Below are 21,621 nucleotides of genomic sequence, written 5' to 3'. Positions count from 1 at the left end.
ACTTTAGTTACGAAATAAACTTACAGCTACTGATGAAAAGAATTTTACTGACAATTTTTCTTTTTATTTCATATTTTATAACACTTGCCCAAAATCTTAACCCAGAGAATGGCATATTGTTTCCAGAAGATGAAATAAATCGAGTCGATATCACAATGAACCAAAGTGATTTGGATTTTTTGCTAGCACCTGGTAACGAAGAAAATAGAGAGTACAAAGAATGTGTTTTTGAATTTGAAAACTCAATGCTTTCAGATTCTTTACACAATGTAGGTATCCGTTTAAGAGGTAATACATCTCGCTATGCTCCAAAAAAGTCTTTTAAAATCTCATTTAATAAATTTGAGAAAGGAAGAACTTTCCATGAACAGAAAAAATTCAATCTTCGTGCTGAACATAATGACCCTACTCTATCAAGAGAAAAATCTTTATTGATGTTTTTTAGAGATGAGGATATTCCTGCCGCAAGGTCTAGTCACGTTCGGCTTTATATTAATGGAGATTATTATGGTCTATATCTCAACACAGAACAAATTGATGATTTATTTCTAGCCAATCGCTTTGATGATGATAGCGGTAAATTGTACAAAGCCAGTTTTGGTGCCGACATGGTAAACGACCCTAACCTCTACATGAATGATGATATTTATGAATTAGAGGAAGGAGACGAAGATGACAGAGATGAATTGGCTAGCTTTCTTGATAGCTTAAATATCTTAAATGATAACGCTCTAAGTGAATATCTAGATAGAAATTTTGATGTCGATAAATTCATCAAAACATTAGCCATAGAACAACTATCCGGTCATTGGGATAACAACTCTTACAACAAGAATAACTTCTATGTTTATTGGAATGAAACTACTAATCTTTGGACCTACATCCCTTATGACTTAGACAATACATACGGCATTGATTGGGTGGATAAAGATTGGGGCAATAGAGATATTAATAATTGGCCTAAAGAAGATGAAGCAAGACCATTATCAAAAAAGATTTTAGCCAATGCTACATATAGTAATCAATACAATAGCTACTTAAGTAATTTTATAGATTCTACTTTTAATAGTGCTGATTTGGATCCTTATTTTGAGGTACAACATGATCTATTAAGAGCTGCCGTTGCTGCAGATACATGGTACACTAAAAACTACGGATGGACAGTAACAGACTATGATGAATCTTTTATTACTTCTATAGGAGGGCATGTTGATTATGGCATTCAAGAATACATTAATACAAGAGTTCGTTCTGCTAAAGAACAAATTATTATTACTGATTTTGGAGATGAATACTTAAACTCTGAAATTAAAATTTATCCTAACCCTGCAAGTCATCATATGATTATTGAACTGAGCGAAGTTCCTTATAAAAGATGCTTAATTTCTTTGACTAACCTTAATGGACAAACCATAAAAAGGTGGAATAAAAAAGCAGGAAATGTACTAGATCTTAGAATAGATAATGTACACCAAGGTACGTATGTACTTTCTATAGAACTCGAAAATCAACAAAAAAGTTGGATTAAAATACCAAGTAAAAAAGTGGTGATTTTATAAAAAATATTTTATTACAATAAGAAAGGTTTAAGTTTTTGCAATGGCAAGGCTTGAACCTTTTTTCGTTATAAAAATAATTTCACTTAACACAAATCAATTTATTAGAATTACACACAAAAAGAAATCAAAATATTTGTAAATCACCTGCTTTATAAAGACCTTACGTAAGGTTAATAAACTTCTCTTACTGGCATTTAATACTCCAACAAAATAATCTTTTATAACCTTAATATTACTGTGTAAACGATTGAGTAAATCTCAATAGCATTTTGAAAAATCTTTTTCCTAAAAATAGACTTGTGTTGTATTAAACATTGAACTAGAATTGAAAAATATAACGTTACTCTATTTATCTTTTTCATTTATCATTATGCCAAAGAGCTGTTCATATTCTATTTTAAAATAAACCTTCAAACATGAAACAAAAATCACTACTGGTTTTGTCTCTAATAGTAACGCTCTTTTCATCAGCGTATGCTCAAGACAATATTAATCGAGAAATTTTACCTATTGTAGAACCAGAAGCAAAAACGTATACAGAACTTGATGCTCGAAATACAAAGCCACCAAAACGCTTTGAAGTAAAAGCCCCAAAAGAAGCTCCAAACGTTGTTATTGTTTTAATAGATGACTTAGGAATGGGAGCAACTTCCGCTTTTGGAGGTCCTATTAATACACCAACAATGGATAGGTTATCAAATGGTGGTTTGAGATATAATAATTTCAATACTACGTCTTTGTGTTCTCCAACAAGAATGGCTATTAAAACAGGTAGAAATCATCATACTTGTAATACAGGTTCTATTATGGAAACTTCTACGGCCTACCCAGGCAATACAGGTTCATTGCCTGCTAGTGTTGCTCCGCTGGCAGAAACAATGCGATTAAATGGGTACAGTACTGCTGCTTTTGGTAAGTGGCACGAAACTGCTGCTTGGGAAACTAGTGTTTCTGGTCCTTTTGACCGTTGGCCTACTCGCCAAGGTTTTGATAAATTCTACGGCTTTATTGGTGGAGAAACGGACCAATGGGCTCCTCTTATTTTTGATGGCGTTAAAAAAGTAAACCCTCCTAAAGAAGAAAATTATCACTTTACTACAGATATGACCAATCAGGCAATTAACTGGGTAAAGGCACAACAATCTATGACGCCAGATAAGCCTTTCTTTGTATACTTTTCTACAGGTGCAGTTCATGCTCCTCACCACGTTTCTAAAGAATGGTCTGATAAGTACAAAGGACAATTTGATAAAGGATGGGATGTTATTAGAGAAGAAACTGTAGCTAAAATGAAAGCGAACGGTATTATTCCTAAAAACACAAATTTAGGTCCTAAACCTGAAGCTATTAAAGACTGGAAGAAATTAACAGACAACGAGAGAAAGTTATTTGCTCGTCAGGCTGAAGTATTTTCTGGCTTTGTAGAAATGACAGATTTTGAAATCGGTCGTTTAGTAGATGCCATTGATGAAATTGGAGAGCTAGACAATACTATTATTGTATTTGTTGCTGGTGATAACGGTACAAGTGCTGAAGGTGGCATGGTAGGTATGTACAACGAAATGACTTACTTTAACTTTGTAGAAGAAAAAGTTGAAGACCTAATTCCTTTAATGGATGATTGGGGATTACCAAATACATTCCCTCATATGGCTGCAGGTTGGGCTGTAGCATTTGATGCTCCTTTTACTTGGACAAAACAAATTGCTTCTGACTTTGGTGGTACAAGAACTGGTATGATTGTTCATTACCCAGACCAAGTTAAACAAGGCGATGGTATTAGAGGTCAGTTTACACATGCAATTGATATTGCTCCAACTATTTTAGAAGTAGCAGGATTACCAGAACCTAAGGTTGTAAACGGTGTACCTCAAACGCCAATCGAAGGAACAAGTTTTGTGTATTCTTTTGATGATGCTAATGCTCCAGAAAGACATGTAATTCAATATTTCGAACTCTTTGGTAACCGTGCACTTTATTACAATGGTTGGTTTGCAAGAACTATCCACAGAGCTCCTTGGGAAATGACGGACTTCAGTCCTCTTGAAGAAGATAAATGGGATTTATACAACGTTCGCGATGATTTCAGTTTAACTAAAAACTTAGCAGCCAAGTACCCAGAAAAATTAGAAGAAATGAAAGGTCTTTTTATGGCTGAAGCAGAAAGATACCATGTACTTCCTATTGACGATCGTGTTGTAGAAAGAACTAACCCTGCAATTGCTGGCCGTCCTGATATTATGGGTGGAAGAACTTCGTTAAAACTTTATGAAGGTATGGAAGGAATGATGGAAAATACTTTCATCAATATTAAGAACCGTTCTTTCACAATCGACGCAGAAATATTTGTTCCAGAAGGTGGTGCTAACGGTGTTATTTTAACACAAGGCGGCCGTTTTGGTGGATGGAGTTTATACATGAAAAATGATGTACCTGAGTTTACTTATAATTTCTTAGGTCTAGAAAGATATGTAATCACTACAGATGCTAAACTAGCTCCTGGTAAACATAAAGTGAGTTTTGCTTTTAACTATGATGGTGGAGGAAACGGTAAAGGCGGAGACGCTACTATCGAAGTTTCTGATGGATCTAAAGGAAAAGGTAGAATAGAAAAAACGCAACCTAATATGTTCTCTGCTGATGAAACTGCTGATGTTGGTTTAGATAATCAAACACCAGTAGCAGAAGGTATTGGATATGGACCTGAAGAAACTACGTTTACAGGTAAAATTGATAAAGTGATAATCGAAATCAAGTAATATTTCCTTATCAACTTGATCAGTTTAATCTTATAATTTATAAGATATCATAACAAAAAAGTACACCCTTAAATAAAGAGTGTACTTTTTTGTTTTATGAGATTTTTAGCAAAAAAATGAGTATTCAATTTTAATCGAATACTCATTTTCATTATTGCTAAACAAGAGCAATTATCTATTTTTTGATTAGCCCTAACTCAATAAGTCTTTCTGTAAGAAATTCTCCAGCTGTTGTATCTTCATACAATTTTGGTTGAGCATCTGTAACACAATTTTCTAAAGTATTTAGTGGCATTTCACTAATTGGGTGCATAAAAAATGGAATAGAATACCTAGAAGTTCCCCATAATTCTTTTGGAGGGTTTACAACTCTGTGAATTGTCGATTTCAACCTATTATTAGAATGTCTAGAAAGCATATCTCCAACATTAATAACCAATTCACCTTCTCCTGCAATTGCATCTATCCATTCACCATCATGGTTTTGAACTTGTAAACCTTTGCCTTCCGCACCCATTAATAAAGTAATTAAATTAATATCACCATGTGCGGCTGCTCTTACAGCATCTTTAGGTTCGGATTGTATTGGTGGGTAATGAATCGGTCTTAAAATTGAATTACCATTTTTGATGAAATTATCAAAATATTGCTCTTCAAGATCTAAGAATAATGCCAAAGCCCTTAATACATGTACCCCCGTTTTTTCTAATGCCTGATAAGCCTCTTTACCAACTTCATTAAATTTAGGTAACTCATCTACAAGAACATTGTCTGGATACTGTTCTTCTAATTTTGGGTTATTATCAACATATTGACCAAAGTGCCAAAATTCTTTTAAATCGCCCTTTTTAAAACCCTTTGCAGTCTCTTTACCAAAAGACACATACCCTCTTTGTCCTCCAATTCCTTCAATCTCATATTTTGATTTTGTTGCTACAGGAAGTTCAAAAAAGTTCTTTATTTCAGAGTAAAGTTCATTTGTAAGAACTTCATTTAAGAAATGTCCTTTTAAAGATACAAAGCCAATATCTTCATAAGCGGTACCAATTTCTTTTACAAACTTTTGCTTTCGGATTGGGTCATCTGATAAAAAATCAGACAAGTCCACACTTGGTATATTTTGCATTCTATTTTATGGATAATATGTGATAATGGCCAAAATTAAATAAAATCAATAAAATGTCATCATTATTTCAAACGTATTGTCTTTTGTTAAATATTGTTAGAGCTTGTATAGCATTAACATAAGGAAATTTCGATTTAATATTTCAGATCATAAGTACACTACTTTTCATATTAAAAATCAGAAGTCATAAAATAGGTGATGAATATTAATTGTAATTCTCGATTACATACAATATATTATACTTTCAATACATTTCCTCTAAGGAATCAACTATCTATGAAAGCAACTCTACTATCTATTTTTTTAACTATATACTGTGGAATTCTATTTGGTCAACAACTTTCTAAACTACCAAAAATTAGAAATTTCCAAAAGAATGAATACAAAGCACTTCCTCAAAGTTGGGCAATTGTTCAGGACAATAAAGGAATTATTTATTTTGGTAATAACGATGGTTTACTTCAGTTTGATGGTGAAAATTGGACTATTTATCCCCTTCCTAATAAAAGTATTGTTCGTTCTATTCTTTTTAAAAATGATACAATATACGTTGGTGGGCAAGGTGAAATTGGTTACTTCTCTTTAAAAGGAGACAACACGCTTATTTATCACTCGTTATCTGATCAACTACATAAAATTGATTTTGAAGATGTTTGGAATATTGTAGAAGATAAAGATGGAGGTGTGGTTTTTCATTCTCAACAAAATGACTATCAATACAAAGGCAATGTACTCACAAAAATTCCTCATCATGAAGGAGAGTACTTATTTAGGGTTAAGCATTTACTTATTTCATCAGAAGACCACCTATTAAAAGAGTTTAATTTTGATGTTCCTATCCGTAGTATTCAAGTAAACAGTGATGAGCATTTCCTACTATTTTCAAGAGATAAAGGAATTTACCTTTACAACCATAAAGAAATTAAAGAATGGCATAATAAAACATTACAGGTAATCCAAAAAGCGGGTATCTATTCCGTTATTCCTTTATCTACATCTGGAAATGTTAAGCATTATGCCATTGGGTCTGTTAAAAATGGAGTCTTTATTATTAATGAAAATGGAAAAATTGTATCACATTATAACAAAGAAAATGGATTAGCAAATAACACTGTACTTGCTATGTATCAAGACAGAGACAACGAACTTTGGTGTGGTTTAGATAATGGTATTTCTAAGATAGATCTATTTTCTCCAGTCAGTTATTACTCTGATAATATTAACTTCAATCCATCCGTTTATAGTGCTCAATTTTATAAATCAAATTATTATATCGGTACAAATCAAGGGGTATTTAAAAGAAGTAAAAAAGGAGTAAAACATAACAAAGTAAAAGGAATAGAAGATCAAGTCTGGAAAATTTTTATTTGGAACGACCAACTCTATGTGGCACACAACCATGGTTTATCAGTTTTAAAAAATGATATTTTCCAACCTATTTTTACATTAGAAGGTGTATGGGATGGGCAAGTTTTACTTTCTGATAAAAATTCGCTTTTAATTGGTACATACAAAGGTTTTAGGTTAGTAGATAACAAAAATAATGTATCTGATATAATAGAGGGGCTAGATGTTACCGCTAGAATATTTATTCAACTTAAGAATAATGAAATTTGGATGTCACACGGTTATAAAGGTGTTTATAAGTGCATTCTATCTCAAGATCAAAAATCATTTTCTACCGTTGAGTTTTATAATAAATCCAATGGTTTACCCTCTTCAATTTTTAATAATGTTTTTAAAGTGCAAGACGAACTTTACGTAGGTGCTTTACATGGTATTTGTAAATACAATAACCAAAAAAATCAGTTTGAAATAACAAATAATATTAAGGGGTATAATTCTACCGATACTACCCATATTAAATACCTAAAGATGGATAACTCTGAAAGATTATGGATGCTTTCTAATTTAAACTTTACTATCTCTAATAAAGATAATAACCTTGTACTTAATAACTTTATAGGCAATTTTGTGGCAGGTTTTGAATTTGTAAAAGAGCAAAATAAAAACGAGTTCATTATTGGTTTAGAAGAAGGTTATGCGGTATTATCAATTGATAGTTATGACAAAACTGCACTACCTCTAGAAACCCTTATTTCTACCATTCAAGTAGGTAATAAAATAGAACATTTAAGAACGAGTTCAAAAGAAAAAAGAACAACTGAAATACCTTTTAACAAGAATCAAATTACATTTAATTTTACAAATCCTTATTATAAAAACCTTGACTATAATCAGTACAGATATTATTTAAAAGGCTTTGAAAAAGATTGGTCGGAATGGTCTACTAAAAATGCAAAAACGTACTCCTTTTTAAATGAAGGGAAATATAGTTTTTTGGTACAAAGTAGAAATGTAAACAATGCTTTATCTAATGTAACAACCTATAGTTTCGAAATAGCTCCTCCGTGGTACAGATCAACATTTGCGTATGTATTGTACCTGATACTTTTTATATCATTTTTCTTATTTACCATTCTTTTTTTAAGACATAGAGCTAAAAGAGAGAAAAGATATTTAATGTTAAAGCAAACCAATGATATGCATGAGTTAGAATATAAGCTCATGAAAGAAGTTACTAGTTCGCAAGAGGAAATTGTAAAGTTGAAAAATGAAAAATTGAAAACTGAGATAAATAGTAAAAATGAGGAACTTGCTGCCGTAACTATGGCTATTATGCAAAAAAATCAAGGATTACAAAGTATAAAAGACAAGCTTCAAGAGAAATATAATGCTTCTAAGGACAGAGAAATTAGGCAAATAATTAAGAAAATTGATGAAGCTACTGATGTTGAAAATGATTGGGATGAGTTTAGTATACGCTTTGATCAAGTGTATGATAACTTCTTTGAGAAACTAAAAGCAAAGTATGCTGAACTCACACATAGAGATGTTCAGATTTGTGCGTACCTAAAAATGAAACTTACCAGTAAAGAAATTGCAAATACACTTAACATTACGGTTAGGAGTGTGGAGCAAAGTAGATACCGTTTAAGAAAGAAAATGAACCTCTCACATGAAGAGAATTTGTTAGATAAGATTCTTTCTATTTAATAAGACGTCAATCCTAGTTATCAAACATCGTTAAGTGTATTACTTAAACACTTAAAGTTAGCTTCTACTATAAAAACTAATTCCAAATAATACTTCCATTGAACACTTTAAGTATTTAAGTGTGTAGTAGTGGCTCAACTCCAATAAACAACTTAAACAACACACAGGCAGCAATTTATATATTTTTTCATGAAATAGTGTGAGGTAAAATAGAGTACTATTGTGTGGTAAAGTAGTGGTGATATTCTTTAAAAACGTCCTATTTACGCCTAATATTGTCATATCAGTTTATGAGGACACTCAAACTACTATCGCTATAAAATTTAACACTTAAAGTATGAAAACTAGATTACTACTGTGGAGCTTTATTATAAGCTCTTTATTCTATTTTGACACACATGCACAAATTACACCTGTAGGTCAGGGTAGTTACACTACAACATTTCCGGGTCCTGCTGTGCAAGGACGAAGAGAACAACCTAGAGGTTTAGGCTTTGGCACAAAAGCTACTCCCAAAGTTTCTAGTAACTTAGATGGAGTTCCGATTCCTACTAATGATTGGTGGTCTACCTTACTTTGGACTACTTACAATAGTTCTTCTCATGGATGGGGCTTTTATGCTTATCCATTATCTTACCGTTCTAAGCCAGATGGTTTGGCTATTGAGTACACAATTCCTATTTCGAGTGAACGAAATAACAAACAACCAATGTCTGAGGTTGCTCCTATTGTTGTAGGTGTTGAAGGACTTGGTACTTCAGAATCTTTGGTAGATAATTTCTCTGATTGGACAGTTACTGCTGCTTGGTTTGAAGGAAATCATAATTTTAAGGCAACAATTGGTATGGCAATGCCTTTTACGTACTTCGAAAAATCTCCATCTGAAGTCGCTTCAGTTAAACTAAATTTCCCCTCTCCTGTTACTATTCAAGGAAATATCTTAATTATTGAAGACAATTATAACGGAGCAGATTATGCAGTTTATGGACCTGATGGTACTACTTGGACGAAAGTAGGTAATTCATATACTTCAAATTTAAATGGTAAAACCTATTGGAGTATTGCACATCTACCAGAAGGGGTTGATATCCAAACTGCTGTAAATGAGCTAAAACAATATGCTTATGTATTCCCAAAAAACACAACAGTAGATTGGCAATACAATGATGCTACTGCTACTATGACCACAAACTTTAATATTGAAGTGGATGTAAAAGAAGGTTTAAACAACCAATTTTTAATGGGCTTACTTCCGCACCAATGGGGTAATTTACCAACTGGAGCACCTGTATTGCATTCATATTCTTATCCATCTGTAAGAGGAGAAATTAAATCTATGGTAGCAAATACTTATACAATAGATCATAAATTCCAAGGTATACTTCCAACGTTACCTAACTTAGGGAAATACAGTAATTCTTACTCTCAATCAGAACTCTATAAAATAGTTGACGATGTAAGTGGTGGTTCTTTGGCTACATGGACTGACTCTTACAACGATGGCAAAAAGATGAATCGTTTAGCACAATTAGCACACATTGCCGATCAATTAGGAAACGAAACTGCAAAAGAAAAATTAGTTACTACAGTAAAAGAAAGAATAGAAGATTGGTTATCTGCAGAAAGCGATGAGACTGATTTTATCATGTATTATGATGAAGATTGGAAAGCATTATTGGGCTTCCCTGCCGGTCATGGCCAAGATTATAATTTAAATGATCACCATTTTCATTGGGGTTACTTTATACACATGGCAGCAATGATTGAGCAATATGAACCAGGTTGGGCAGACCAATGGGGTGAGATGGTCAATCTTTTAGTGAGAGATGCTTCTGCGTATGATCATAACGATGAAATGTTCCCTTACCTAAGAAACTTTAGTCCATATGCAGGGCACTGTTGGGCAAATGGTTCTAGTACAGATCCGAATGGTAATGATCAAGAATCTAGTTCAGAAAGTATGCAATTTCACTCTGCTCTTATCCATTGGGGTGAAGTTACAGGTAACAAAGAAATTCGTGATTTAGGAATCTACCTTTACACCACAGAACTTTCTGCTATCGAAGAATACTGGTGGGATGTAAACGACAGAACTTTCCAACCGGAATTAGGTTACGAAGCTGTTTCTAGAATTTGGGGAGCTGGTTATGATGCCGAAACTTTCTGGACTCTTGATATTGGTCCTATGTGGGGAATCAATTTTTTACCTATCCATGGTGGATCTTTATACTTAGGTTACAGACCTGAACTTGTACAAACATTATGGGATGATATTACTGCCAACACAGGCATTTTAAATAGAGAGCAAAACCCTAATATTTGGTACGATATCTATTGGATGTACCTTTCTTTTGTTGACCCAGAAAAAGCATTAGATTATTTTGAAGGATATCAAGATTATTCAATTGAATTTGGTGAATCTAAAGCTCATACTTACTATTGGTTACACAATATGGTTGCTCTAGGTCAAGTTGATGTAAGTATCACGGCTAATCATCCTATTGCAAGTGTATTTGATAAAAATGGCGACAAAACGTATGTTGCTCATAACTATTCAAACCAAACAATAATGGTTACCTATTCTGATGGAACATTATTAGAAGTACCTGCAAGGTCTACAGCTACTAGTAAAGATGTTCCTTTAGATGTTACCATCACAAACCCTTTTAATGGTCAAAAGTTTCCAACGGATGCAAACATCACATTAAATGCAACTGTAGAAAGAGGTACACCAGATAAAGTTGAATTCTATGATGGGGAAACATTATTAGGAACAACAACTTCATCTCCTTATTCTATCACTCTTCCAAATGTTCAAGATTACGTCTACAACTATAATGTAAGAGCATATATTGGAAATGAATACAAACAATCTAAATATGCATCGGTACAAGTAGGGTTAGGTATTCCACAAGATCCTTATGCAGCTTCTCCTGCATCTATTCCTGGTACTTTATTTTCTGGTCAGTACGATCAAGGTGGGCAAAATGTAGCTTATTACGATGTTTCTCCATATAATGAAGGAGATGCCAGAACAGACGAATATGTTGATGTTTCTGTCTCTCAATCTGAAGGATTATCAGTAGGATGGATTGATAAAAATGAATGGTTAGAATACACTATTAATGCTACACAAACAGGTATGTATGATGTAGAATTTAAAGTAGCTTCAGGTCTTTCTGAAGGAGGTGGCCCATTACATTTAGAGGTTGATGAAGTTTCTTTAGGTACACCCGTTGCCATTAATTACACAGGCGATTGGGGAGCATGGCAAAGTGTAGAAATTAAAGGTATCCCAATCAATCAAGGAGAACATATAGTACGTTTAGTTGCAGATGGTGGCGGGTTCAATTTAGGTAGATTTATCTTTACTAGAACAGGAGAAATTACAGATCAAGAAGCTCCTACTACACCAGAGAACTTAACTGTAACAAATAAAGGAGTAGACTACTTAACTATCGCATGGGATACTGCTACGGATAATATTGGTGTCAGTGGTTATCAGTTATCGTTAAATGGAGCTGCTATTACAACAGTTAATAGCTTAAACTATACATTTAATGGCTTAACTGACAATACTCCTTACACTATTTCTGTAGCTGCTATCGACAACACTAACAATACATCTATCGCATCTACACTAACGGAGACCACACTTCCAATCATCTTAGACGAAGAACCTCCAACTGAGATTTCAAGATTAGCGATAGAAAATGTTGATGTGGCTACTTTGTCACTTTCTTGGAGCCCTGCCACCGATAATATTGGCGTAGTTGGCTATCAAGTTTTATCAAACGGCAACTTATTAGCACAAACTAATGATACCATCATTTCATTATCTAATTTATCACCATCAACAACGTATATTTTAGATGTAATTGCATTAGATGCCTCTGGAAATACTTCATCTACTGTTTCTATTAGTGCTACTACTTTAGATGATGTATTGGCACCTGAATTCACAACGGCTATTACATTACAAAAAGCAACACAAGAAACCTTAACCATCAATTGGGCAGCAGCTTTTGATAACGTTGGAGTTGCAGGATATGAAATCTACCTGGATGGTGTTTTCCATGGCAGTACTGTTGATACAAATTATTCATTTAGTGGTTTAACTGCAGAAACAAACTACTCCATTGAAGTATTAGCTTCTGATTTCCAAGGAAATGTTTCAGCTCCTTTAACGAATACATTCTCTACAAGTCCATTACAAGTTGTTTGTACAGGAGGTCCTGATAATAATGATTACACTTATGAAGTTTCTAATGAAGAAAGTAACCCTACAATAACGTTTATTCCAAGTAGAGCCGGAGTTGGAACTACAACCGTTTTACTTTACTACAAAGTAAACAATGGAGGTTTAGGAGGGTACATTGTCTCTGCAAACTCACCTTATACAATTAATGCAAATGCAGAAGATACTATTGAATTTTATTATACGTATAGTATTACTGAAGGTGGAGAACGCAACACTGCTGCAACTCCTCACACTGTAACTATTGGCGAATGCGGTGGTAGTTCTGGAGGAGGGAATGATATCCAAGCTCCTACGACACCTCTAAATTTATTGGCAAGTACCATTACAACAAACTCGGCTTCTATTACATGGAGTGCATCTTCTGATAACATTGGTGTTATTGGGTATGATATTGTAGTAAATGGTAGTATTACTTCGTCAACAGCAACACAAACTACTTTAAGTGATTTGATAAAAAACACCGCTTATACTGTAAATGTAATAGCAAAAGATGCTGCTGGTAATACATCTGTAGCTGCTACTACAAACTTTACAACATTAGATGATTCTACGGGTGGAGAATCTGGAAATTGTAGCGGAAGTGATGCTAATGGGGATTATACCTATGAATTAAGTAATGTAAATGGAAAGACTACAATCACTTTTATTCCTAGTAGAACTGGCATAGCCAATTCAACACTTATTGTATATTACGCAGGTAGTGCTGGTGCTGGACACCCAGGGTATTTCTTTACAACAAATACAGCACATCCTACAACTATAGATGCTGGAAATGATATCCACTTCTATTTTACATACAATGTTCCAGAAGGTGGTGAACGTAATACAGCTGCAACACCTCATTTAGAAAACACATCAAATTGTAACAACAATGGTGGTGGAAATGAAAGTGATACTGAAAGTCCTTCTAGTCCATCTAATTTGACTACAAGTGCAGTAACTACATCATCATTTACTATCAACTGGAATGCTTCATCGGATAATGTAGGTGTTATTGGTTATGATATTTATTTAAATAATGTATTTGTATCCTCAACTACTTCTATATCTTACAGTTTTGCTCAATTGACAGATGATATAAATTATTCTGTAAAAGTAGTGGCAAAAGATGCTGCTGGTAATACAAATGAAAGTGCAATTTCTGTTACTACAACTACTGATAATTCTAACAGCGGAAGCTATACATGCGATGGAGATGCTGGCTTTACAACAACAGGTACAGTAGATTATTATTACACGGTGGCCTATGAAGGGAATAATGTAGTAATTGGATTTGAGCCTAAAAGAAATGGTGTTGGAAATGGCACGCACTTAATTATTGCAAATGGAGCTGGCTACCCTATGAACAATGACGGTGATGGTACTTATTCTTATACTCTCTCAAATACAGCAGCTGTCAATTTCTATTTTGTCTATAACGTTCCAGAAGGTGGAGAAAGAAATGGTAGTACAGCTATGCATACTTGCTCATCTAGTGGTAGTCGTTATATCACATTAGAAGAAGAGTTAAAAGATATATCTTTATCAATTTATCCTAACCCTGCCCAGCATCAATTACACTTAGACTTTACAAGTACTGCTGAAGATGAAGAATTCGAAATTAGAATTATCAACTTAGGTAACGGACAAGTCAAAGAGATGATGAAGAGTAAAAAGTTATCTAACACATTCAATGTAAGTGATTATTCATCTGGGATTTATTTGATTGAAATTACATCAGTACATCATTATTCAACTAAAAAATGGATCAAACAGTAAATAAATAGTAGTTCAAGCTAAAAACTAACTTTTCTCAAAGGTGTCCTCATAATTGAGGGCACCATTTTAAAACAAAATCACAAAAAAATTGGTCTTAACAAGCCCTGGGTACATACACCCTTTATTTTAAATATATAACTATTGTTCTATCGCTATTAAACACAAAAGCAACTAAAATGAAAAATCTATTTTACAATTTCACTACACTCATCCTTCTATTTTTGAGTGGTAGTAGTTATGCACAAGATGCCTTTCCTGTGGTTATCGAAAACCCTTCAGAATATAGCAACGACGAACTCTATGTTGCTATTGTTGGTGAAGACCTTTCTGGTGTTCCTGGCGTACACGTTTGGGTTGACATGAAAACGGGGGAACAATACCCAATGAATAAATCTTATAATTCAATGCCTGGTCCTGTTTATGGTGGTAATAAGAATCCAGATCAGACAGGGTTGTACGCAGATGTATTTACAAAACTAAGTGATATTCAAGATCAAACAGTCCTTTTAAATCCAATCCAAGGATGTAGAATATTTATCTCTGTTGGCGAACCACTTTATTTATTTTTTCATGGTGCAACAGGTGATCCTTCAGGTTATTCATCTCCTAACCATACCGACCCTACGGATCCTAACCAAGGGATTCCTTACGAAATTATTGAGCTTACATATAATCAATATGGTTTCTTTGGTAATCCTACTCGTGTAGATTCTTACAAAATTCCAATTGGAATGGAATTGTTTGGAGCAGATGGTTACCAAAAGAAAGTTGGAGAGGTAGCAACTCACGAAGCAATTGTTGAGAAATTTTTAGCCACTGCTCCTCAAGAATTCTTAGGTTGTGTAAACCCTTCAACAGGAGAGATTACAGCACCTTCTAAAACTGAACCTTTTTCTGACGGTACAATTGGTACAATGCCAGAAGTTGGGCTGTATGTAGATTACATGAAACCTTATATTGATCAGATTTGGGAAAAATACGCACAAGAAGATTTAATTTTTGATTCTGGAGATGCAGGTGTTTGGCAAGGTAGAGTAAATGGTGGTGCTTTAGAATTACATAGTATTTCTACTGCTTTTGAAGGACGGTCTGGGATTGTTGTTAGAAAGCCAACCACTCAAGAAATTTTTGAAGGTAAAGGAGTTCTTGATAATGTTGTGCAAGACCCGACAACGGATTTATTAGTACAAGCTCAATTATGTGCTGCTATTAACCGCCATGTTGTGGATGTAACTACTCCAAATGTAGGTGTACAAGATTGGTCTAAAGAAGAGGACTATTACCAAGAATTTCCGTATAACTTTTATGCTGCATTCTGGCACGATAGATCAATTAGTTTAGATGGTTTATCCTATGGTTTTGCTTACGATGATGTGTGGAACTATTCTCCATCTGTACACACTCCAGCTCCATCTCTTTTAAAAATTAGTTTTGGTGGGTATTTAAATGCTACATCAGATACTTTAACTTCTATCGTTATCAACAATACAATAGACTCTCTTAACCTCAACGGGATACATGATTATAATGTAGATGCCTTCAATCAAAATAATGAGGCGATGACGATCTATGCTTCATGGTCTTCTACGGGTGGAACGATAGAAAACAATGGTTCTTTCTCTGCTTCAGAAAAAGGAATATATACTATTACTGCATCAAAGGATGGCGTTTCAAATTCAACAAGTGTTGTTGTTTATTACGACAGTACAAACGTTATTATTCCAGATGATGGTATTTGTAGTGGTTCACCAGAAAATAACGATTACACCTATAAAATTGAAGAAGCAGGTGCAACATATACCGTTACATTAATTCCAAATAGAGCAGGTGTTGCAAGTCAGACAGCCATTTTATATTATGGTGTAAATACTACTTCTGGATTTGGAGGAAACTTAGCAGAAGCCAATGTACCTTTTGATGTTATTGCTTCTGAAGGAGATCAATTAAATTTCTACTATACATATAATGTTCCTGAAGGTGGCGAAAGAAATACTGCTGATGATATGCACAGTGTAACTTTAGGAGCTTGTTCTTCTGTTAGTACTCCTCCATCAACCGAAATAGAAACACCTATTGTTAGCATTTCTGATATTACTCAGAATGAAGCTATTGTAAATTGGACTGACGTAAGTGCTACATCTTATCAAGTACTTTTAAATGGTACTAGCTTAACTACGACATCTAACCTGAGTTATTCATTAAATAATTTAGCTCAAAATACTAGTTATACGGTAGAAGTAATTGCATCAGCAAATGGAAAAAGTAAAAGTGCTTCAGTAAGTTTTTTAACGGTAGAAGATGAAGTTATTCCTCCGACATCAAATTGCAATGGAGCTGCAGCAAACGGAGACTACGCTTATGAAATATCAAACGATGCAGAAAATCCAACATTAACTTTTGTTCCTGGTAGAAATGGTGTAGGTAATAATATCATCATTCTATATTATAGTACTTCGTCTTTAGGAAATAAAGGAGGCAATATTATTACACCAAATTCTCCATTCCAATTAACTGCAAATAATGAAGATCAAGTCGATTTCTACTTTACCTATTCAGTACCTGAAGGTGGAGAGAGGAATAGTGCAGCAACGCCTCATCAATTTGAAGTTGGCAGTTGTGGTCCTGTAATTCCAGATACCGAAGCACCTAGTAATGTTACTAATCTTCAGAGTAGTGATATAACACATAATTCGTTTACAGTAAGTTGGAATCCTTCTACAGATAATAAAGGAATTGAAGGGTATGATATTACAATGAATGAAATTACGGTAACTACTTCAGCTACTTCATATACTTTTGAAGAGTTAAACCCGCTTACTAGTTATGCTGTTTCTATACAAGCTAAAGATGTTTCAGGTTTATATTCTGCTGCTGCTATTCACAATATAACTACTTTAGAAGAACCAGAAATTCCAGTCAGTGAATTTAATTGCGATGGAGATGCAGGGTTTACTACAACAGGCACAGTAGATTATTATTACACAGTTGCTTATGAAGGTAATGATGTAGTTATCGGTTTTGAGCCTCAAAGAAATAGCATAGGTTCTTCTACAAGATTACTGATTGTAAACGGAGCAGGCTATCCTATGGACAATGATGGTGATGGTACTTATTCTTATACTGTTCAAAATACATCATCTGTAGATTTCTATTTTGTATATAATGTTCCAGAAGGTGGCGAAAGAAACGGAAGCACGCAAAGACATACTTGTAGTTCTTCAAATGCACGTGTAAATACATTAAACTTAGAGAATGAAATTGCTTTAAATGTGTATCCCAACCCATCAGATCGTTTTGTAAATATCACTATTGCTTCTGATGAAGAAGTGATATTACAATTATTAAATACGAATGGAAGTATTTTAATACAAGATGCTTTTAATACAAAAACTCAATTAGATATTTCTACACTTCCAAAAGGAATGTATTTGATAAATATTCAAAACTCGTCTTTCAATAAAACATTGAAATGGATCAAAAAATAGTGTGTGAATGTATTTCATTTAACGCAAGCTGAGTAATTATAAAGCCTAAGGTATTTTATCTTAGGCTTTATCCTTTTAAAGCATTAATTGTCTACTCCCCCTACTTCAATTGTCTATACCATGGAATAGTATTATTTAAATGATAATTTGAAAATAGATAGGTAGTTCTCTCTTTAAGTTGGAGAATTATAATTTTTATCGTAATTTATTTATCAGATAACCCTGCAAATCAGCTTAAAAATGAAATATATTAACTGCAAAGAGTCATCTACATTATTAGAATTCTTAATATATAATTACAAAGAAGAGTACTTGATTGCTAAGTTCAAACAAGGTGCTATTAATGAAGATGTCAAAGAATTTAAAAACATTTCTCTTGATCAGTTTAATGCAATTGAAAGTAGTGCTCATATGGGTAAAACTTTGATATCTGTGATTAGACGAAACAAAAAAAGAGGTTTCTTAAACTATATAAAAAGTGGTTTAAGCTTCTAAAAGAGTACTTATATACTATACAAACATGAAAATCCTGAGATAATCTACCTCAGGATTTTTATTTTTTTTGTCAAATTGTTAATAAAAATAGGCACGTTTACACGTTTCTTAAAATTGGGTATTTCTTTAGTAATCGTTCATTTTTTAATGTTGGCCTACATAAAACTCAATCGTTTTTTTAGATTCATTTCCTAAATTATCTGTAGCCACAACTTTGATTTTATAATGATGATCTTTCTTTAAATGTTCTTTCTCTGAGATATCTAAATTACTTCCACTAGAATACAATTGCATTGCTGCTCCGTTAATAGAATATCTAATTTCTTTAGTACCTACATGTGTGTCTGTAGCACCTAAATAAAGCTTTGTAAATGATGGGTAAATATCAAACTCACTATGTTTACCAATAGGCTCAATACTCATATTATAATGAATTTCTGGACCTTCGTTATCTACAAAAAACTTTTCTTCAACAGGAGCTTCTTCGTTATTTACGTTATCAATACTTCTGTAAGATAACGTTTGGTCTCCTAGTTCATTTACTGTAAATGCTCCACTGTAATCTTTTTCATTGCCTGTATTTAAAGTAAAAAAAGTATCTTTTACTTTTGAATGACTATCGTTCGCCATTAATCTAATTTGCGTTTTTGATGTTATAAAAAGAGTATCCCTATGCTCAAACTTATTACCGATATACATTAAAGATGTTGTAGGAGCTATGTTATCCATAAACAAAGTCTCTGTTCCTTCAACTGTTTTTTCTACCGTTTGGTTATTCACATTATCAGAAGCTTTATACATAATGGTATGCTTTCCTATTTCGCTCTTAAGTGTGAACGGAGTATCTGTGTAGGGTGTATAATTATTACCCTTGTTTGTACTATAGAAAACGTTTTTTACACCTGCTTTATTATCTGAAGAAGCAATAGAAAAAGTAGTTCTTGCAGAAACAAATCGAGTAGAACCTATAACATATTGGTCTCCTATAATTTCGTGCGAGATTTCTGGAGCAATTTTATCAAGATAAAAAGAGACTGTCTTTTCTACCTCTTCGTTGTCTACTAAATCAAATGCTTTATAATGTATTGTGTGCTCTCCGTCTTTTAAATTATCTAACGTTATTGGTTGGTATGTAAATTCTTCGAATGCACTATTATCATAACTAAATTCTATATGGTCTAAACCCGACATGGCGTCTTCACTAGATAATCTTAATGTTGTACTTGGAGAAAGTATATTTTCATTATACACTAAACCTTTCCAAGTATACGAAGATTCGGGTGCAGTTAAATCAATCTTAAATGTAGATGTTCTTACCTCTTCTGGATTACCTACATGGTCTGCTGCATAATAATATACAATGTGTTGTCCTTCTGATTCTAAATTCATAGAAGATCCGTATTCATGAAAATTCTCCCCATCTAAAGAATAAAATATTTTATCTACCCCAGAGTATTTATCATTTGCTTCTAAATGCATTAATAAATTTTTACCGTAAAATGCCTCGACGCCATTGTCAAATAAACGAGTTCCATCAAAAGAAATTTTTGATACAGGTGCTTTACTATCTGCTATTACTTCGTATTTAACCTCTCTTTTAGGCAAAAAATATTCTTTAGAATTCGGGTCTACAGCCCATTTTGAACGAATATAATTAGGACCTTCTGTATCTAAATAAAGACCGTCTGTTGGTGCTACTTCTTCAGACTCGTTTAATGAGTAAGAAACCGCACCTTCTTCCTTTGTAGTTGTAAAATTTAAATATAATGGTAAGCTTTTATTTATATATGTACCTGAGTTATCTACATAAACAGATTTAGCATGTTGTAATCTTTCAGGTGAATTATTAGAAGCTAATAATACTTCTGGCTCTTCTTGTATTTGTACTAATTCTGTATTTAATTTTTGTGGAGACTGCCCGTAAATATTGTATGTTGATAATAGACCTATTGCTAAGGGTAATAATAGTAAATATTTCATAGTTTTTGGTAAAATTAGGTTTTGGTAATGTTAGTTAATTATACTCCTTTTCTACCTAAATAGTTACACTACTACACCAAAACAAACGTTATGACTTTACATCAAACAATAGACAGAAACTACAAAAACCCTATTTAACATACTTTAATATACTATAAAAATTAATATCTAAACATTTTATTACATCAATAAAAAAAAGCGATTTTTTAGTTTTCGCACTAAAAAAATCACTTTATAATCTAATTTCTATAGGTATGTAATTATTCTTTTTTCATAAGATCTAGGTTTTAATTCTGCTAGTTCTTTGTCTAAACGCTTTTCTCTGGAATATCGTAAAATCCAATTTCCGTGTTCATCAAAATTAATATACTCGTAAGCAACTAAGCTATTCTCATATTTACTTTTCGTAATTTGTTTTAATGCTAATCCTTTGGCGTTATATTCAAAATCTAAGCGTTCTTTAGTTGTTCCATTTGGAAACTTTGTTTCATCTAAAATTTTATTCCCTTTATCATCGTAAGCAAAGTTTACTTCACCTTCCATATTTCCTTTACTATCAAAATAAGTCTGTTTAATTTCTCTCCCTAATTTATCGTTCTCAACTACTAATTTAGACTCTAACTGTTCATTACTATTCATCACTTTCATTTCAATAAAATAGCCATTGCTATCGTAGGTAGAGTATCGTATTTGTGCTAACTCTCCTCCTTGCCCTAATATCGTTGCCTTAGTTACATCTCCATTTTTATTGGTTTCATACACATATTTACGCACTACTTTATCATCCCAATAATTGACTTCTTCTACAAGATTCCCTTGTTCATCAAATTTTCTAGTAAATGTATTGGTATACCCCCCTTTAGAAGCGATAATGTTACCGTATTTATCAAACGTTTCTTCTGTATAAGATGCTTGAGGTCCTTTTACAATTTCTCCGTCTCTACTATCTGCAATGTAATTTAGAGTAACAACAGACTGGATATCACCATTTAATTTCAGCTCTTTTAAATCTGAGGTTAATTTCTCGTTTGGAGTTGAACATGCAATGAATAGAGATAAGATAAATAAACAAAGAGTGGTTTTCATAGTATATTAAAATTGATTAGTAGTAGTTATATAATTTACAAGAAAATAATGAGTG

Annotated in this window: 9 protein-coding genes; 6 read left to right on the top strand and 3 right to left on the bottom strand. The window is 33.2% G+C overall.

Features of this window, described 5'->3' with window-relative positions:
* The first annotated feature begins 32 nt into the window (after nt 1-32).
* Entirely contained in the window at nt 33-1,559 is a 1,527-nt protein-coding gene (locus EI427_RS02705) for a CotH kinase family protein (protein WP_126611342.1), read from the top strand.
* A 416-nt stretch (nt 1,560-1,975) separates the two neighbouring features.
* Nucleotides 1,976-4,318, top strand: a complete 2,343-nt coding sequence (locus tag EI427_RS02700) for an arylsulfatase (protein ID WP_126611340.1) — start codon at nt 1,976-1,978, stop codon at nt 4,316-4,318.
* Nucleotides 4,319-4,493: 175 nt separating this feature from the next.
* On the opposite strand, the gene EI427_RS02695 is transcribed toward EI427_RS02700, so the two are convergent.
* A complete protein-coding gene (locus EI427_RS02695; protein WP_126611338.1) occupies nt 4,494-5,444 on the bottom strand; it encodes an isopenicillin N synthase family dioxygenase in 951 nt (316 codons plus the stop codon).
* Between the two features lie 276 nt (nt 5,445-5,720).
* Here EI427_RS02695 and EI427_RS02690 point away from each other — a divergent pair, with 276 nt between their 5' ends.
* From EI427_RS02690 to EI427_RS02675, 4 genes are all read left to right on the top strand, one after another.
* Nucleotides 5,721-8,501, top strand: coding sequence for a ligand-binding sensor domain-containing protein (locus EI427_RS02690; protein WP_170178374.1), 2,781 nt, complete (start codon nt 5,721-5,723; stop codon nt 8,499-8,501).
* A gap of 337 nt (nt 8,502-8,838) precedes the next feature.
* Complete coding sequence (locus EI427_RS02685) at nt 8,839-14,520, top strand: glycosyl hydrolase (RefSeq protein WP_126611333.1); 5,682 nt, start codon at nt 8,839-8,841, stop codon at nt 14,518-14,520.
* Nucleotides 14,521-14,696: 176 nt separating this feature from the next.
* The gene (locus EI427_RS02680) at nt 14,697-18,005 is read left to right on the top strand and encodes a beta-1,3-glucanase family protein (RefSeq protein ID WP_126611331.1); all 3,309 of its coding nucleotides are present in this window, start codon (nt 14,697-14,699) and stop codon (nt 18,003-18,005) included.
* A gap of 240 nt (nt 18,006-18,245) precedes the next feature.
* Complete coding sequence (locus EI427_RS02675; RefSeq protein WP_126611329.1) at nt 18,246-18,500, top strand: hypothetical protein; 255 nt, start codon at nt 18,246-18,248, stop codon at nt 18,498-18,500.
* A gap of 144 nt (nt 18,501-18,644) precedes the next feature.
* Here the strand turns inward: EI427_RS02675 and EI427_RS02670 are convergent, their stop codons facing one another.
* Nucleotides 18,645-20,480: an OmpL47-type beta-barrel domain-containing protein gene (locus EI427_RS02670; protein WP_126611327.1), complete on the bottom strand. Its 1,836-nt coding sequence runs from the start codon at nt 20,478-20,480 to the stop codon at nt 18,645-18,647.
* A gap of 246 nt (nt 20,481-20,726) precedes the next feature.
* Entirely contained in the window at nt 20,727-21,566 is an 840-nt protein-coding gene (locus EI427_RS02665) for a hypothetical protein (protein ID WP_126611325.1), read from the bottom strand.
* Between the last annotated feature and the right edge of the window lie 55 nt (nt 21,567-21,621).

Origin of the sequence: Flammeovirga pectinis (genome assembly GCF_003970675.1) — a bacterium.
Taxonomy (GTDB): Bacteria; Bacteroidota; Bacteroidia; order Cytophagales; family Flammeovirgaceae; genus Flammeovirga; species Flammeovirga pectinis.
This window is presented reverse-complemented; position numbering and strand designations above follow the sequence as displayed.